Raw genomic sequence first — 15,907 nt, forward strand, 5'->3', positions numbered from 1 at the left:
TGCAGAAGATGCAGGGGCGGCTTTTTCTTAGTACTAGATGAATCACAACAAAAAGATCGCTAAACCGACGACGACTAACAATAAAGTGACGATCACGATGGCTTTCATTAAAAAGCGATTCAGATCCCGAGATTTTTGGTTCTCGCCCGCACGGGTCTTCGTGATTTCTTTGTTTTTCTTGCGCACTTTTCGGTAGTGGTTATCGATTTGTTTTTCTTTTTGTTTCCATTCTTTCTTGCTTTGTTTTTCTACGATTTGCTGATTGCGTTCAGCTGCCGCTTGTTCTTCTTCGCGTCGGCGTCGAAGCTCACTGCGGGTGATCAATGGTTCTTTAGGCAAGTCCGTTCCTCCGTTTCAATTCCAGCAACTCCCAAAATTGGATTGCAAACACGGTCTTCGCATCACAGATCGTTCCATCAGCGATAGCGGCTTGTGCCTGCTCTAAGTTCAATTCATAGACTTCCAGCACTTCGTCTTCGTCTTGCGGCAATGGATTTGTCACTTTTTCCAGCTCTTTCGCATAATAGACGTGCAAGATTTCATTCGCAAAGCCTGGTGAAAGGTACATAGAAGAAACGTGCTCCAGCGTTTTTGCACGATAGCCAGTCTCTTCTTCTAATTCCCGGGCGCCAGTCAAATCCGGACGAGCACCTTCTCCTGGATCGATTTTTCCTGCTGGTATCTCTAAAATCACTCGCTCTAATGGTTTTCTGAATTGGCGAACGAACAGCATCTTGTTCTCACTCGTCAAGGCGATCACGGCCACACCGCCTGGGTGAAAGACGAGTTCTCGTTTGCTGGTCCCGCCATTTGGCAAGGAGACATTATCAACCACTACATCAATGATTTTGCCATGGAAAATTTCATTTCGTTGGATCGTTTTTTCTTCAAAATCTTTAAATTCTAACATCTATCGACACCTAACTTTCCTCATACGTCTTATCTATCAAACACTTTAGCATAATTTAGAAAAAATATCTTCTTAAGAAATAGCAAGAAAGCTTATGAATTTACTAAATATCGGAAAATCCACCCCAAGTCTGATATTTTTCTTTTAGTGAACATGCTAAAATAAAGATGTCGAATAACCCAATCTACTTGTCCAAGAGATTTTTAGGAGGAGGAAAAATGAAAAAAAACATCTGGCTGATCGTTGGTGCGATCGTCCTCATCAGTATTATTTTTAACGTAGTAGGCGATTCATTTGCGAGCCTATTATTAATCGTCGGTGCGATTTTAGTCTACGTCGGTATCAGAGGACGTAAAGTTCCAGCAGCCGATCCACAAGTTTTGCCTTCTTTAACGAGAGAAAGAGAAGCCCATTACTTGAAAAGCGGGATGACTACTCGTGAGATCGAATTGTTCCGGGAAACGATGAATCAGACGAAACACCAAATCGATAAATACCAAAAAAATATCACTAGCAATAACAAGTTAAAAGCCATTGACTTGCGTCACGATGCTTTGCGTGCCTCAAAAGCTCTTTTCAAAGAACTCGTAAAAGAACCAACCAAACTTCCTTTGGCAAGTCATTTCCTTTATACCCACTTGCCCAATATGGTCGATTTGACCGATAAGTTCATTGAAATCAATAGCCATGAGATCAAAAGTCGTGAGACCTATGATAAAATCGAGGAAAGCACCCAAATCATCGAGCAAATGGCTTCCTTGATCGCCAAAGACTATTCCCAATTTGTAGCAGACGATCTTGATGACATGGATGTTGAGTTATCCATTGCCAAACAAAGCATAAAACGAGATAATGAATAGGGATAGATTCTGATTGGCAACAAGAAAAGAATCTAAAAAAAAATCTAGCCCAGGCTAGATTTTTTTCGAAAGCAGACACTTATTAGGAGGAGTTATTATGAGTGAAACACCAAATCAAGCAAAACCCGTAACGGATACGCTTGACGATTTATTGAACAACCCATTTTCAACCCCTGTCGACACTTTGACCACCACTCAACAAGCGGAGATCAGTCAGCTGAAAGAACAGCAAACAGCACCGCGTTTGATTGACAAATTACCGCCAGAGCGTCAAGCACAGGCCCAAGAATTAGCAAGTAAAATCGATGCCACTGACCAACAAGCGGTCATCACCTATGGTGCAGCTGCCCAAACCAAACTTGGAGAGTTTTCCCAATCCATGTTGAACCATGTCCAAGCAGCTGATATCGGCCCTGTGGGCGACTCATTGACGGAGTTGATGTATCGCTTGCAAGAAGCCAATCCAGACGAACTGCGTGCAGGTGAAGGCAACTTATTCAAGCGGATGTTTGGTAAAGTCAAACAATCCATTTTTGAAATCACCGCTAAATACCAAAAAATCGGTGCCCAAATCGACAAGATCGCCGTCAAATTGGACAAAGAAAAAGACGGTTTGCTAAAAGACAACCTGATGTTGGAACAATTGTATCAAAAGAACAAAGATTACTTCGATGCATTAAACATCTACATTGCCGCTGGCGAGTTGAAGATGCAAGAATTGCAAACCAAAATCATTCCTGAAGCCATGAAAAAAGCAGAAGAAACGAATGATCAAATGGACGTACAGATCGCCAACGATTACACGCAATTCCTAGATCGTTTAGACAAACGGACCCATGACTTGCGCTTGGCCCGCCAAATCACGATCCAGCAGGCACCGCAAATTCGCCTGATCCAAAACACGAACCAAGCGCTAGCAGAAAAAATCCAAGCTTCTGTCAATACAGCGATCCCACTATGGAAAAACCAAGTGGTGATTGCCTTGACTTTATTGCGTCAAAAAGATGCAGTTACGGCACAGCGTCAAGTTTCTGAGACCACCAATGATCTATTGAAGAAAAACTCAGAAATGTTGAAAGTTTCTGCTATTGAAACAGCGAAAGAAAACGAACGCGGCATCGTCGACATCGAAACATTGCAAAAAACACAAAACGACCTTGTGGAAACGATCCAAGAAACATTACGGATCCAAAAAGAAGGAAAAGAAAAACGTCGGGCTGCCGAAGTGGAATTGGGTCATCTAGAAGAAGACTTGAAAGACCGCTTATTGGATTTAACTAGCAACAAGTAAATTTCGCCTATCAAAAGAGGACTTCCATTCATGGAGTCCTCTTTTTTTGAAAAATTTTATTTAAGTGAAGGCAGCGATCCAATCTCAATGAAATGAAACTTCAAAGTGATTGACGCCTTCTTGGTCTACCGTCAAACTGATTTGTGCCTGCAACATTTCTGTGATGGCTTTGGCGATGGCTAAACCTAACCCATAGCCACCGTCTTGATGGTTGCGAGAAGGATCCCCGCGGTAGAAGCGGTCAAAGACATAGGGATTTGTTTCTTCTGGGATCGGACAACCACTGTTGGAGACTTGCAGCACCGTTTTTCGTTGGCGTTCAACGAGTGCCACTGTGACGGTTTCTCCAGCGGGCGTGTATTTCAAGGCATTGTCTACCAATATCATGGTCAATTGCCGCAAGGCTTGCTCATTGCTTTCAAGGCTCACCTGTTTAGCGATCTGTTCCTGATAGTGGATCCCTTTTTCCAGCGCAATGGCCTCCATGCTTTGATAAACACTTTGCACGACTTGAGTGGCATCAATCACCGAACGCACGACTTCTTGCTCGGCACTTTCGAATTTGGTCAATAGCAGTAAGCTATTCACTAGCTCATCCATCCGTTCGGAACCTAACTGAATGTTTTCCAGCCATTTCATTTGGCTTTCCAAGGTTTCTTCTGGACTGCCAGCTAATACTTCGGCATTAACTTGAATGATTGCCAGTGGTGTTTTCAACTCATGGGAAGCGTTAGAAACAAACTCTTTTTGTTTGCGCCAAGCCAGTTCAACTGGTCGCAAGGCTCGATTGGCGACGTAAAAACTAGCGATATAGATACTGGCTAAAGCTAAAACGCCGATGAGCAAAAGCGTGTTTCTTAAGTTGCTTAGACTGGTTTTGTAGTCGGTGACGTCAAAGAACAGCACTTGATAAAATGGCTCGTAATTATTGATACTGGTGGAATATTCCCCCGTCGAATCATGATTAATCGAATAATGATTAAAGGAAGTCACCAAAAAGAGCGCATACCGCCAATTTCGGCCATTCACCTTCACTTCGTTAGGGATCTCCCCTTGTTTCGTCGCTGCATCGACCAATGCTTCATAAAGCTCGTTTTGATCGACGCTCTCATCAATACTTTGAATCACGACATCCATTTGATCCACGTCGACTAGAGCGATTTCTCTGAACTCACTGGTACTATTCGTGATGGTCAACATCATTGGATACTCAGGTTCTGTCAGTGATTTCCGTACTTCCTCCTCATCCATAGGTACCGCAGCTAAGGTGTTTGCTTCTTGCGAGATTAGTGATTGAATCTCATTTTCGATTTGCGTGGCATTCAAAATATAGATAAAGGTAAAGGCACCTAAGACAATAATCGAAGTCAATGCCATATTGAACCATAGCATTTTATTTCGCAATTTTTTTAACATGGCGGCTCCTTGCTCTGCAAAATGTACCCGGCATTGCGGATCGTACGAATGCCGATATCCGCTTCTAGCAGCGTCAGTTTTTTTCGCAGCAAAGATACATAGATCTCAACACGGTTTTCTTCCACATCGGGATCAAAGCCCCAAATCTTATTGATGATGGTTTCTTTTGATAAAATCACTTTAGGTCTGGCTAAAAATAGCTCCATCAGTTTCATTTCTTTTGGTGACAGCACCACTTGATTGGTCTTCGTAGCCAACTGCAGCTCATTACGCGCCAAGACCACATTGCCAAATGCTAACTGGTCTTCTTGATAATCCAAATCTTTTCTTCTGCCTAGCGAACGGATCCGCGCCAGCAGCTCTTTCATTTGAAAAGGCTTCGTCAAATAATCATCGGCTCCTGCATCTAAGCCAAGCACCTTGTCATCGACTTCGCTTTTGGCCGTCAACATAATGATCGGCGTCCGGATGTTTTGCTTGCGTAACGTCTTTAGCAATGTGATTCCATCGATTTTAGGCAGCATGATATCCAAAACGAGAATGTCATATACACCACTCGTAGCATAATCTAATCCGGTTTCGCCGTCAAAGGCCAAATCAACGGAATAATGGTGTTTCTTCAATAAGCTGGCAACCGCTTCTGCGATCGATGGCTCATCTTCTACGAATAAGATCCGCATCGGTCAGTCCCCCTTTTACACTCATCATTTCTTTTTTCAATCACTTTTCGGTAAGCACAATCATTCCTGTAGGATCATTCCAATTGTTCTCCAATAAAACGTTCTGTTGAAACGATCCGCATGTGTACACTTGATTGATGAATCCACATGTGTAGCAACAATGCTACCATACCGCTTAGTAAAAAGACAAACAGCTTTTTCCTAAGTTCTTGAAAATTCTCTTGATGACGCATGGGTTTCCTCCTTTTGCAGGTTGACTAAAAAAAGAAAGCGACTATTCAGGATCAGGGGCCGCTGGGGCTGTCTGATTGCCTAAACTGATATCAAAGGTGATCGTATCTTCTAACGGCAGAAACTGATTGAACTTGCTCATCCCCACGATCGTTCCGTAGGGTTCTGCTGAGTTGACGTAACGGACTTGATAGCTGATGTTCGCCCCTTTTGAACGGAATTCATCAAAGAAAAGCTTTTGCAGATCTCCTTCAAGGTATTCTCCTCGACGATAATCTCTGATATACGGTTGACCTGCGGAGTAGACGACGTCAATCCCTTGGTCATCTTTGCTAGTCAGGACTGTCCCGGCGGACTCGCTTTGGGAGATCAGCTGTCCGTAAGCCAGACTCTGAGTAAACTGCATCCGTACCCGTACATTGACGCCCTCAACAGCGTCCTGGGCATCATCTGGTAAAATCGTTGAAAAGTCCGGTACGGTGACTCCTTTTCCTAGGGAAATCGTTACTTGAAACGCATCCCGTTTCGCGATTTTTTCTTTTGGTGCCACGCTTTGTTCAATGACTTTGCCTTCTTCCACAGTGTCTGAAGCCTGTTCTTTGACTTCTAGGTCCAGCTCATGGACTTTCCCCCATGTTTCTACCTCTGAACGGGTTTTATCCTTAAAGTCAGGTACCTCAATATCTTTTTCAAAGGTTTCTTCGCCTTTTGAATAAAAGACTCGTCCGACATCTCGACGATGATAGTTTTCTCGCGAGACTTCCTTATTGGTAAATTCTACTCGAATCGGTGCTTTTTCCTCGATCTCATCGTGGTATTCATCGACGATCGTCAAATTGCTGGCTTGATTTTTTTCGATCCACTCTGCTGCCTCGTCCCTGGTCATTTCCATAAAGTCTGGCAACGCCAATTTCTCTTCTGGATCTGGTCCTTGGCTAACCGTTAGATGCAACGTGCTTCTTTTTCTGACTCGGCTTCTGGCAGCTTCTTCTTGGGCAATCACTTGATTGGCTGGGGCTTCATTATAGGCTGGTGTGACAGCAACCGCAAGATCATGTTCCGCCGCCCATTCCCTGACCTCTGAGATCTCTTTGTCCACAAAGTTATCCAACCGGACATACGCCAACTGGAAAAATAAAAAGCCGCTGAGTATAAGTAGTCCGAGCAGGGCAGCTAGCCCCAGCAGCCTTTTTTTCCGCCGCTTCTTTTTGAAGGAGGGATCGTGTTCGATCCCCTCTTCTCCAGCAGCTGCCGTCTTTTCTTTTCGTGACGAACGAGAAGAAGGTTCTACAACTGTTTCCGCATTCTTTTCCGACTCTTTTGCTTCTTCAAACTTTGATAAAAAATCACTCATAGGCTGTCAACGCACCTTTTTTTAAGTAAAATGTCTGATCTGACTGCTTGGCAATCTCAGTCGAATGGGTCACTACGATGATGCACTTGTTGTGGATCGCCGCTAGTTCTTTAAAAATATCCACGATTTCTTGTTCCATGCCTTCATCTAAGTTCCCGGTAGGTTCATCGGCTAAAATGATATCAACATTGGTCGCTAAGGCACGAGCGATGGCGACCCGCTGCTGTTCCCCACCGGAAAGCTGATTGACGAAACGATCGGCTTTCGTGGAATTGATGCCGATATAGTCCAGCAAACGATACGCAATTTGATCGTGCTGATCTGGTAGTTTGTTGTCTGAAATCGCCATTGAAACAAGGACGTTTTCTAAAGCCGTCAAATAAGGGATCAAGTTGTAACTTTGAAAAATCAAACTGATCTTGTTGCGGCGATATTCTTCATAACCGATCGTTTTGATATTTTTTTCTTCAAAAAACACTTCCCCATCGGTTGGCTGATCCAATGCACTGATCAAGGAAAGAAAAGTGGTCTTTCCTGAGCCTGATTTTCCTAAGATCGTGTAAAATTTACCTTTTTCAAAGGAGATATTGGTTTTATCTAAAATTTTCCGGCGATTCTCGCCATCTTGGTAGTAATACGTCATGTCTTTTGTTTCTAAAATTGCCATGTTCATCGCTCCTTACAGCATGATTTTTTTCGGATTCAACCGTAAAATATACAACAGCGGCACCACTGCCGAAAGCAAGATCGTCACGATCCCAGTCGCTAAAAAGGCGATCACATAAGATAAGGTATATTGAACGCGAAACGCCTCGTTGATCGTCGCTTGGTCGATTTTCGGTGCACCCACAAAGAATTGTTCCATCCCTGTTTGGTTTGCCTCTAGCATACTGCTGGCTAACAAAGATTCAGAAACCATCTTGCCCAGCATGTTGCCGGTGACTAAGGAAATCAACATCGCACTGATACCAATCAGCAGGAGTTCGATCACGATTTGTGCAAACACGTATTTCCGGCGTTCTCCTAACGAAAGGTAGATGCCTAATTCATATTTACGATCTCGGGTAAACAACACAATAATTAAGGAGATAATAATCAAGGAAGCAATCACCGCAATCACTACGACATACGAGGAAATTTGTGATAAGCGATTCATACTGGTTCCCACACGGTCATACTCATCCGTAGAAGCATTGACCTTATAGCCATTTGGCAAAAGTGGTGTCACCTCTTGTTTGAATTGTTCTGCATCTTCTGGTTGATTCAAAATAAATTGCGGGGTAAAGAAATCCTCGTCAGAACCGGGGTCTGTCGCTGGAAACGCCGCTTGTCGCCCCACACGTTCCTCTTCAACAATCGTTTTCACAGCATCATTTGGCATATAGATCCGATTGAAGGGACTATCATCAAAAAAGGACGAACTCGAATTATCATTTTTTTCATTCGCTTTTTCTAAATTTGTGTTTTTAAAGATCCCGACGATTTCAATTGGGTAATCATTGCCTTTTTGTTTCTCTGGCTCCTCACCAGATGAATAGTCGATAAACTGTCCATCTAAGACCATGGTGTCACCAACGACTAAGCCGTTTTCCTGAGCCAACTCTTCAGAAATCAACCCCACACGTTTTCCGGTACGCTGTTCCTCTTCAGTGAAGAAGCGTCCCTGTGTTAAATTCACCGTGCCTTCTTCAAAGTCTAGCGGCTTTAAGAGATTGGTTCCTGCTAAATGGATCAAGGAAAGCATGCCCCCAACGATCATGACATTGTCATCATCTTCTTGAGGACTAAAACGATAAGGTTTGAAGTTTTCAACAGCAATCGATGCTTCTCGCAAATAGTCATACTGTTTGACTTCCGAGCGCTCGCCAATTTGTTTGATCAGCTCCTCCGGCAGCGGCTGAATCTCCTCCATACTTGCGCCGCCCTCACTATTTGCCATCAAGGCTTCATAGTCGATATCGATCGTTGCGAGGGAACCTAATTGGTTTTTGATCTGCTTTTCGACATTTTGAGTCGACTGATTGACCGCAATTGCGCCAGCGATCACATTTCCTAAAATTAGAATAACAGCAAACAATATTGCAGATTTTCCTCGCTTTCTCGTCACACTCAGCCATGCCCGTTTCATATAATTCAATTGCCAACATCCTCTCTTTTTTTCTCTAACAAAAGCATACTGGATGAACCTTTAGTGAATCTGTCATTTGGAAAATTTCTCAAAAAAAGCAGATTCATAGAGGACGTTTGATCAAGAAAGACTGTCGTTGCAATGAGCAGCACCAGAAATGGCCACTATTTGAATAACAAAAAAAGCCTCCTAAAACGCTGCTTATAGGAAGCTCGGCTATATTTACACAAAAAAAGACAAAGACCGCATCCGGGTCTTTGCCTTTTCACAATCCTATTCGTCAATGTTCTCATTTAATTCGCTGTTACGATAGCCATATACAAAATAGATCGCGATTCCGATCACTAAGGAGATCCCAAAAACGATCCAAGTCGCCGTTTTCAGGCGTGTCATCAAGAAGAGACAGCTGGCAACGGACAACAAAGGCAATAACGGTACCAGTGGTACTTTGAATTCGCCTTTAGCAGGGGGGCCCATCATCTTCCGCAGCTTGATGATCCCTAAGGACATCAAGATCATATACGACAATGCCGCAATGTTGGTCAATTCTGCTAAGATATTCAATGGGAAAGCTGCTGCAAAGAAGAAAGCAAAAACACCGGCGATATAGGTCGCTTTCTTTGGTGTTTGATGTTTTGGATCGATGGCTTGCATGGCTTTTGGCAATAACCCATCTTTACTGATGGCATATAACAGACGCGCCAAGGAGTACATCATAGCGATCGTCACTGTTAATAAGGTCAAGATCGCCCCTACGGAAATGATTGATCCGACAACCCCATGACCGACATAACGCATAGCAAAAGCCACCGGATCATTGACTCCTAATTCAGCAAACGGCACGATCCCTGTCATGATCAGGGTAACAACGATGTACAGTACCGTTGCGATCGCAATCGAACCAATGATCCCCCGAGGGACATTTTTCTTGGCATCTTCGACTTCTTCCGCCGCCATTGCGACAGCATCGAAGCCAAGAAAAGCAAAGAAGACTAACGCTGCACCATTAAAGACGCCTGAAAAACCAAAGGGCATAAAAGGCTGCCAGTTGTCTGGTTCCACGAAAAAAGCACCAAAGACGATAAACAAGACGATCACGCCGAATTTCACCCATACCATGGCATTGTTCAAACGTAACGCTTTTTTCGCTTCTTGGCTAACCCATAAGGTTACAAAAATAATGACTAAACCCGCGATCAAATCAATGTAGGTCCCCTTACTTGGGTCATAACCGCCAGTCAAAGCGGTTGGTAAATGGATATCCGCACTGGCCAAAAAGCCTTGTACATAGCCTGACCAGCCAGATGCCACTGAAGAAACAGCCAATAAGAACTCGCAAATCAAAAACCAGCCCGCCAGCCACGCGGTAAATTCACCAAAAACGACATATAAATACGAGTAGGCGCCCCCTAAAACAGGGATCCGAGAAGCAAATTCCGCAAAAGAAAGCCCTGATAACACAACAACGATACCAGCTACAACAAAGGAAAGAATCAATGCCGGTCCGGCATACTCAGCAGAAGCAGTCCCTGTAACAACAAAGATACCTGTGCCGATAATGGCGCCGATCCCCAACATAATCAAATCTTTTAACTTCAACTCTTTTTTTAAATTCGTCACACTTTCCCGTTGTATGACTTTTTTTCGAAATAAATCCATAACTCCTCCTCAAACATATACGTTTATGTTGCTTTCATATACCCTAGCAAAACACCGCCGATAATCACCAGCAGACAACCAATCACCACATACCGCAGTTCTTTCTTGGTTTTCTTTTCGCCGAGAATAAAAATCCCGCCTAGCGTTGAAATGATGATCCCCATCTGTGACAATGAGAAGCCCACCGCTAATCCGACTTGCTGAACCGTGATCAGCATGCAGACATTGCCGATGCCCCATAACAACCCTGACAAAGTATTTTTTCCTACAAAACGATCGACCTTCGTCTTTCTTAAAGCAAACAGACTAGCTCCGATCAGCATTCCGATACTTTGCGGCAAAATGATCGCTAGCGGATCCAATCCTGCCCAAGTAATCAAAATCGTATAGGCGCCGTAACCGATCGTTGATGAGATCAAGGCCCGAAATCCTTTAGGAAAATCAAGCATCTTGCTGCCGGCTTCTACCGGACTTTCGCCATCTTGGCGAGCGGTCAGATACGCCCCGATCACCAACAAGATCAATGCGCTAACACCTAATGCATAATCGCGGGTCTGGGTCCATTCCGCAAAAAACAATGCACCGGCGACCGTATTTAAAATTAGCTGCATGCCGGTTGAAAGCGGCAGTCCAACAGACACACCTAAATATTTCATACCATGGAATTGACCGTTTTGACCGACGGACCAAAAGAGACCAGACAAAAGACCGATCAAAATCACCTTTCCATCAATCACTGGCATCGTCACAAAAAATACGACCAGAGAAAAGAAAAAGGCACCAATCGTCATTCCTAGCGTTTGCTGGTTCGCATCCCCGCCAAGTTTGGCACTTACCAAACCAATGCTGCCCCAAGCAAACATTGGTACTAATGCAACGAGTATCTCCATTTCATTCATCCTTACCATTCAATTTTAAACACAGGCTTTAGTGTATCAGTGAAAACGTTCTAGGGACAAGTGATTTTTGTCAATAAACACAAAAAGATACTCGAAAAAAAGCAGATTAGCGTTTTTCCTCATAATAACTTAGTAACGGGAAGAACAGCGTCATGGTGGTTCCTTTTCCAACCGTCGACGAAGCCGTTAGCTCGATGCCTAGTTCCTTCGCTAAACTTTTCGCTAAAAAGAGCCCCAATCCCGTCGAGTGGGTGTCCGTTTGGCGCCCATTTTCGCCCGTAAAGCCTTTATCAAAGATGCGCCGCATATCTTCTTTAGGAATGCCGATCCCACTATCTTGCAAGTGGAGATAGGTCCCTTGGGCATCTTTTTCGATCCGAATCGTCAGCTGTCCATTTTGTGGTGTGTACTTCACGGCATTACTGACCAGTTGTCGAAAGATAAAGCCGAGCCATTTTTCATCGGTCAACACTTGCTGGTCCTCGCCTTCAACAGCATAATGCAAGTTCTTTTGGATAAAATAGTTGGCCTGACTGCGCAAAACCGGCTGAACGACGGCTTTCAATGAAATTTCTTGGACCAGATAATCTTTTGAAAAGCTATCCAAACGGGCGACGTACAAGACTTGCTCGACGTATTCATTCATACGGTTCAATTCATTTTCTAGTAAGATAAATTTTTCATCAGGAATATCAAATTCGATCGAATGCAAAAGCAATCGTGATGCGGCTAAAGGTACTTTGATTTCATGGACCCACGAATCGATGTATTCCTTTTGCTCTTCTTGATTGCTGACCACTTGCTGCATCAATTCTTGGTGCTCTCGGATCAACTGATTGATGTAGGATTCGATCCGTTCTTCTTCCGCCGAGCGTGCTCCTTGCAAGTAGTTTTGCAGCAAGCTGTCCCCGGGCTTGGGAGTGATTTTTTGCCAAAAACGCCGCTTGGATAAGTAGCTGACTGCTAAAAAGAACACCATCAAGACACTTTGCATCAAAAAGAGATAGCCGACTGTGCCCCAATCCATCGGGGAATGAGGAGTCAGCCAAAAAACTAAGACCGTCAACACGAAAAAGACTAGCCAACCGATAAACAGCAGCCAACGATCTTTCAAAAAACTGCGCAAAACTCGCCACTTTGTCATGGTACGATATACCCTTGACCAACCTTGGTCTCAATGTAGCCGTTCATCCCCGCTTGTTCGATTTTTCGTCGCAAACGATTGATATTGACCGTCAAGGTATTGTCATCTACAAAACGCTCGTCATCCCATAAGGCCCGCAAGAGTTTTTCCCGACTTAAAATCTTGCCGTGATTTTTCATCAAAATATACAGCAGGCGGTATTCGTTTTTGCTAAGATCGATGCTTTCGCCATTGATATACATGCTGCTGTTGTCGATATTGAGGGTCAAACCGTTATGCACTAATGTTTCGCTGCTGCTTTCTACATAGTTGTAGGAACGGCGCAATAAGGCATTGATTTTTGCAATCAGAACGTCGATCTCAAAAGGTTTTGTCACAAAATCGTCCGCTCCCATATTCATGGCCATGATCATATCCATATTGGTGTTGCGGCTAGAAATAAAAATGATTGGTACTTTGGAAGCTTCGCGGATTTTTTGACACCAATAGTAGCCATCAAAAACCGGCAAGTTGATATCCAGTAAAATCAGTTGGGGCTCTTGTTCTTCAAAGTCAGTCAACACTTGATGGAAATCCGTGGTGCCAAAGGTCTCAAACTGCCATTTTTCTAGTTCTTCGATAATTAGTTGGCGAATCACCGCTTCATCTTCTACTACCATTATTTTTGCCATATCCGTGAATTCCCTCACTTTGCGTAATTTTCTCCTCTTTACTTTATCAAATATCAAAAACGAATGCGAACATTAATCGCCGTTTTTAGCAAACCCTAAAAAACCTCGCCACTGACGGTAGAAGCCAGTGGCGAGGCAAAGCAAAAACGTCTATTGGGTTATTCGATGATCTCTACCGTCTCGATCAGTAATTTACCGATAAACAATAAGATCCCATCGAAAAAAAGCACACTCATGTTGACACCTAATAACATCGATAACCGTTCAACGACATCGATTTTTGGTCGTTTGTTCAAGTAACGAAACAAGAAAAAATTCACACCATATGTCACTGCCATGATCAGCAGCATCAAAATCACCATTTTAGTTCCCTGCTTTTCTTCAAATTTTTGGTTGCTGTGCTAAAAACTGTGTCAGCTTGCTTTGATCGATGGCTTCATACTGCGATAGGAAGCGACCGATCGCTTGAACGACTGCCGGTAGATGACCCGCTTCATCATTTTCAATCTGCAGCACGAGCAATGGTTCGTGCAGGCTCATTCGCAGCAAGAACCAGCCTTGACCATAGGGACCCGTTAGATTAATACGAATGCCTTCCTCATTTTCTGGATCAATCTGCCAGCCTGGCAGCAAATGATCGGCTAAATCCGCGATCACTTGGCGACCATAGTCTTGATAATTACTTTGCCGGATGGTAAAGCGCAATTCTTGGGTCTCAGCGGGTTGTTGCAATGCTGCGATCAGTTCATCCAGCGTCGTGCCTTGCTCTTGCAGTTGTGGCAGCATCATCAAGAGCTTGGCGATCACGTACGCCCCGTCATCTAAAAAGAAATTTTCTTTAAACGCGGCATGCCCGCTGGTTTCGATGGCTAACTGTGTGTCCAGTCCTGCTTCATTCAATTCGATCGCTTTGTTGATCACATTACGATAGCCAGAAATATAGCGTACTTGCTGTCCCCCCAGTGCTTCAATAAAGATTTTTAAATGATTGGAGGTTGGCGAATTGGTGACGATGCGTGTGCCAGGGTGTTCCGCTAGGATGATCTTGCTTAATACAGCGATCATATTGTTGCGGTTCAATGGCTCTCCGCTTTTGGTCACGACAGCCGAGCGGTCGACATCGGTATCGAAAATAATGCCTAGATCGGCTTGTTCTCGTAAGACGGCTTCACGGATACTCGCCATCGCCTCTTTATTGTCTGGATTAGGGATATGATTGGGAAAATGCCCATCCGGTTCCAAAAATTGCGAGCCATTCGTATCTGCCCCTAGCGGCAGCAACACCTTTTCAGCAAAAAAGCCGCCGGCACCATTGCCTGCATCAACAATGATCTTTAATCCAGCCAAAGGTTTTTCGGTATTGGTGCCCATCCCTTGGCGGATTTTTTGCAGCAGGTCTTGGGCATAAGGCGTTAGCAGGTCTTTTTGCTGATAGCTTCCTTTTTCCGCTGCCTCATGAACGGTAGTGTGGGTCAAAATATAGTGGATATCCGTTTTTTCGGCACCGCCTTGGCGGCTGAAAATTTTTATTCCATTAAAGTAATAAGGCAAATGACTCGCTGTCAGCATCACACCAGCATCACAGTCGAAATCCGCAAACTGTGTGCTCATAAACATGGCTGGTGTCGTTGCCAAGCCACAATCGATCACTGCCACGCCTTCTTGCTGCAGCTGTGCCATCAACACTTCTTGCAGTGCTTCGCCACTCAAGCGACTGTCACGACCGACTGCCACGCGAAAAGGTCCGCTGCCCTTTGTTGCCAACCAGTTGCGCAAGCCCGAAGCAACTTGCCGAACCGCTTGCTCCGTCAGCGTCACCTGTTCTTTTTCTGTTGCGATCGCAATCCCTCGAATATCAGAACCATTTTGCAAATCAACGATGTTCATTTCCTCCACCCCTTCTTGTAACCGGAATCAATTTTATTATACCAGAGAAAAAAGGAAATGAAATTGCTTTTTAGTATTTTTTACTATAAATAGTTTACTTTCCTTATTCTTTAAACGGAATCCCTTCCAGTTGCAGTAGTCGGCGTTTGGTTGCTAACCCGCCCCGATACCCCGTCAAGCGGCCGTTTTTTCCTAACACACGATGACAAGGAACCACGATCATCATTGGGTTACGCCCCACTGCATTGGCGACAGCTCGAACAGCGGTCGGACGTTGGATGCGCAGCGCCAAGTCACTGTACGTAGTCGTTTGTCCATAAGGAATTTGGGTCAGTGCTTGCCAAACGGTTTGTTGAAACGGCGTCCCGACAAAATCAAACGCAAAAGTAAACGTAACTGGTTCACCTGCGAAATAAGCTTGTAGTTGCGCTTCAATTACTGGATCGAGGTCAACTGTGCTGCTGATTTCAGCTAGCGGAAAGAATTTGAGTAACTCATGATGATCCTGCTGTCGACCAAAATAAACCATTCCTTTTTCCGATTGGACCACCTCATACCATTCTTCTTCTAAAACGATCTTTGCCAATGCTAATTTCATGTTTTCACCTCATGGAATCCATTTTTCGCAGCACAACTGCTTACGTGCAGCCGCCGTTGTGCAGCTGTCTCAGTGACAGTATACCATTTTTTCGAGCTGCGCAAAAAAACCGATTGGCTTATTGCCAATCGGTCGTTGCAAATAGTGGGAAAATAGGTTGCTCTCCAGCTGCTCCAACT

The 15,907-nt window shown here is 44.1% G+C and carries 17 protein-coding genes; 2 read left to right on the forward strand and 15 right to left on the reverse strand.

Going from position 1 to position 15,907, the window contains the following annotated elements; translation table 11 throughout:
* Window positions 1–42: 42 nt before the first annotated feature.
* Window positions 43–339 carry a cell wall synthase accessory phosphoprotein MacP gene (gene macP / locus IGI78_RS14400; protein WP_005227820.1) on the reverse strand — a complete coding sequence of 99 codons (297 nt, stop codon included), beginning with the start codon at window positions 337–339 and terminating at the stop codon, window positions 43–45.
* Window positions 332–910 carry an NUDIX hydrolase gene (locus IGI78_RS14405; RefSeq protein WP_430618107.1) on the reverse strand — a complete coding sequence of 193 codons (579 nt, stop codon included), beginning with the start codon at window positions 908–910 and terminating at the stop codon, window positions 332–334. The genes macP and IGI78_RS14405 overlap by 8 nt, the downstream gene beginning before the upstream one ends.
* A 218-nt stretch (window positions 911–1,128) precedes the next feature.
* On the opposite strand from IGI78_RS14405, the gene IGI78_RS14410 reads away from it, so the two are divergent.
* Together IGI78_RS14410 and IGI78_RS14415 are read left to right on the forward strand one after the other, a co-directional pair.
* Complete coding sequence (locus IGI78_RS14410) at window positions 1,129–1,770, forward strand: 5-bromo-4-chloroindolyl phosphate hydrolysis family protein (protein WP_195266235.1); 642 nt, start codon at window positions 1,129–1,131, stop codon at window positions 1,768–1,770.
* A gap of 97 nt (window positions 1,771–1,867) precedes the next feature.
* On the forward strand, window positions 1,868–3,061 hold the full coding sequence (locus tag IGI78_RS14415; protein ID WP_077452316.1) for a toxic anion resistance protein: 1,194 nt from the start codon (window positions 1,868–1,870) through the stop codon (window positions 3,059–3,061).
* An 84-nt stretch (window positions 3,062–3,145) separates the two neighbouring features.
* Here IGI78_RS14415 and IGI78_RS14420 read toward each other — a convergent pair whose 3' ends face one another.
* The 13 genes from IGI78_RS14420 to IGI78_RS14480 all read right to left on the reverse strand — a co-directional run bounded on the left by IGI78_RS14420 (window position 3,146) and on the right by IGI78_RS14480 (window position 15,728).
* Window positions 3,146–4,477, reverse strand: a complete 1,332-nt coding sequence (locus IGI78_RS14420) for a sensor histidine kinase (RefSeq protein ID WP_096741820.1) — start codon at window positions 4,475–4,477, stop codon at window positions 3,146–3,148.
* Window positions 4,471–5,157, reverse strand: a complete 687-nt coding sequence (locus IGI78_RS14425; protein WP_077452321.1) for a response regulator transcription factor — start codon at window positions 5,155–5,157, stop codon at window positions 4,471–4,473. Before IGI78_RS14425 ends, IGI78_RS14420 begins: the two co-directional genes overlap by 7 nt.
* Window positions 5,158–5,231: 74 nt before the next feature.
* Complete coding sequence (locus IGI78_RS14430; RefSeq protein ID WP_170920075.1) at window positions 5,232–5,390, reverse strand: hypothetical protein; 159 nt, start codon at window positions 5,388–5,390, stop codon at window positions 5,232–5,234.
* Between the two features lie 41 nt (window positions 5,391–5,431).
* Window positions 5,432–6,742: a PASTA domain-containing protein gene (locus IGI78_RS14435; protein ID WP_096741822.1), complete on the reverse strand. Its 1,311-nt coding sequence runs from the start codon at window positions 6,740–6,742 to the stop codon at window positions 5,432–5,434.
* A complete protein-coding gene (locus tag IGI78_RS14440) occupies window positions 6,735–7,409 on the reverse strand; it encodes an ABC transporter ATP-binding protein (RefSeq protein WP_008379303.1) in 675 nt (224 codons plus the stop codon). Before IGI78_RS14440 ends, IGI78_RS14435 begins: the two co-directional genes overlap by 8 nt.
* Window positions 7,410–7,421: 12 nt before the next feature.
* Window positions 7,422–8,870 carry an ABC transporter permease gene (locus IGI78_RS14445; protein ID WP_195266253.1) on the reverse strand — a complete coding sequence of 483 codons (1,449 nt, stop codon included), beginning with the start codon at window positions 8,868–8,870 and terminating at the stop codon, window positions 7,422–7,424.
* Window positions 8,871–9,143: 273 nt separating this feature from the next.
* The gene (locus tag IGI78_RS14450; RefSeq protein WP_086291612.1) at window positions 9,144–10,529 is read right to left on the reverse strand and encodes an APC family permease; all 1,386 of its coding nucleotides are present in this window, start codon (window positions 10,527–10,529) and stop codon (window positions 9,144–9,146) included.
* 23 nt (window positions 10,530–10,552) lie between these two features.
* Window positions 10,553–11,419 carry a GRP family sugar transporter gene (locus IGI78_RS14455; RefSeq protein ID WP_077452324.1) on the reverse strand — a complete coding sequence of 289 codons (867 nt, stop codon included), beginning with the start codon at window positions 11,417–11,419 and terminating at the stop codon, window positions 10,553–10,555.
* 115 nt (window positions 11,420–11,534) lie between these two features.
* A complete protein-coding gene (gene sapS, locus IGI78_RS14460; protein WP_144771204.1) occupies window positions 11,535–12,572 on the reverse strand; it encodes a two-component system sensor histidine kinase SapS in 1,038 nt (345 codons plus the stop codon).
* Window positions 12,569–13,243, reverse strand: a complete 675-nt coding sequence (gene sapR, locus IGI78_RS14465; protein ID WP_005227794.1) for a two-component system response regulator SapR — start codon at window positions 13,241–13,243, stop codon at window positions 12,569–12,571. The genes sapS and sapR overlap by 4 nt, the downstream gene beginning before the upstream one ends.
* Window positions 13,244–13,401: 158 nt before the next feature.
* On the reverse strand, window positions 13,402–13,605 hold the full coding sequence (locus IGI78_RS14470) for a hypothetical protein (protein WP_005227790.1): 204 nt from the start codon (window positions 13,603–13,605) through the stop codon (window positions 13,402–13,404).
* A 19-nt stretch (window positions 13,606–13,624) separates the two neighbouring features.
* On the reverse strand, window positions 13,625–15,130 hold the full coding sequence (locus IGI78_RS14475) for a phosphomannomutase/phosphoglucomutase (RefSeq protein ID WP_195266237.1): 1,506 nt from the start codon (window positions 15,128–15,130) through the stop codon (window positions 13,625–13,627).
* 103 nt (window positions 15,131–15,233) lie between these two features.
* Window positions 15,234–15,728: a methylated-DNA--[protein]-cysteine S-methyltransferase gene (locus tag IGI78_RS14480; protein WP_096741826.1), complete on the reverse strand. Its 495-nt coding sequence runs from the start codon at window positions 15,726–15,728 to the stop codon at window positions 15,234–15,236.
* Between the last annotated feature and the right edge of the window lie 179 nt (window positions 15,729–15,907).

It is taken from the genome of Enterococcus sp. DIV1767 (assembly GCF_050542585.1).
In the GTDB taxonomy this organism is placed as follows: Bacteria; Bacillota; Bacilli; order Lactobacillales; family Enterococcaceae; genus Enterococcus_D; species Enterococcus_D innesii.

Coding starts and splice junctions, on each gene's coding strand:
- IGI78_RS14445 (WP_195266253.1), bottom strand. CDS start 8,870: ATGAAACGGGCATGGCTGAGTGTGACGAGAAAGCGAGGAAAATCTGCA.
- IGI78_RS14450 (WP_086291612.1), bottom strand. CDS start 10,529: ATGGATTTATTTCGAAAAAAAGTCATACAACGGGAAAGTGTGACGAAT.
- IGI78_RS14440 (WP_008379303.1), bottom strand. CDS start 7,409: ATGGCAATTTTAGAAACAAAAGACATGACGTATTACTACCAAGATGGC.
- sapS (WP_144771204.1), bottom strand. CDS start 12,572: ATGACAAAGTGGCGAGTTTTGCGCAGTTTTTTGAAAGATCGTTGGCTG.
- IGI78_RS14425 (WP_077452321.1), bottom strand. CDS start 5,157: ATGCGGATCTTATTCGTAGAAGATGAGCCATCGATCGCAGAAGCGGTT.
- IGI78_RS14475 (WP_195266237.1), bottom strand. CDS start 15,130: ATGAACATCGTTGATTTGCAAAATGGTTCTGATATTCGAGGGATTGCG.
- IGI78_RS14470 (WP_005227790.1), bottom strand. CDS start 13,605: ATGGTGATTTTGATGCTGCTGATCATGGCAGTGACATATGGTGTGAAT.
- IGI78_RS14480 (WP_096741826.1), bottom strand. CDS start 15,728: ATGAAATTAGCATTGGCAAAGATCGTTTTAGAAGAAGAATGGTATGAG.
- IGI78_RS14405 (WP_430618107.1), bottom strand. CDS start 910: ATGTTAGAATTTAAAGATTTTGAAGAAAAAACGATCCAACGAAATGAA.
- sapR (WP_005227794.1), bottom strand. CDS start 13,243: ATGGCAAAAATAATGGTAGTAGAAGATGAAGCGGTGATTCGCCAACTA.
- IGI78_RS14430 (WP_170920075.1), bottom strand. CDS start 5,390: ATGCGTCATCAAGAGAATTTTCAAGAACTTAGGAAAAAGCTGTTTGTC.
- IGI78_RS14435 (WP_096741822.1), bottom strand. CDS start 6,742: ATGAGTGATTTTTTATCAAAGTTTGAAGAAGCAAAAGAGTCGGAAAAG.
- IGI78_RS14420 (WP_096741820.1), bottom strand. CDS start 4,477: ATGTTAAAAAAATTGCGAAATAAAATGCTATGGTTCAATATGGCATTG.
- IGI78_RS14455 (WP_077452324.1), bottom strand. CDS start 11,419: ATGGAGATACTCGTTGCATTAGTACCAATGTTTGCTTGGGGCAGCATT.
- IGI78_RS14410 (WP_195266235.1), top strand. CDS start 1,129: ATGAAAAAAAACATCTGGCTGATCGTTGGTGCGATCGTCCTCATCAGT.
- IGI78_RS14415 (WP_077452316.1), top strand. CDS start 1,868: ATGAGTGAAACACCAAATCAAGCAAAACCCGTAACGGATACGCTTGAC.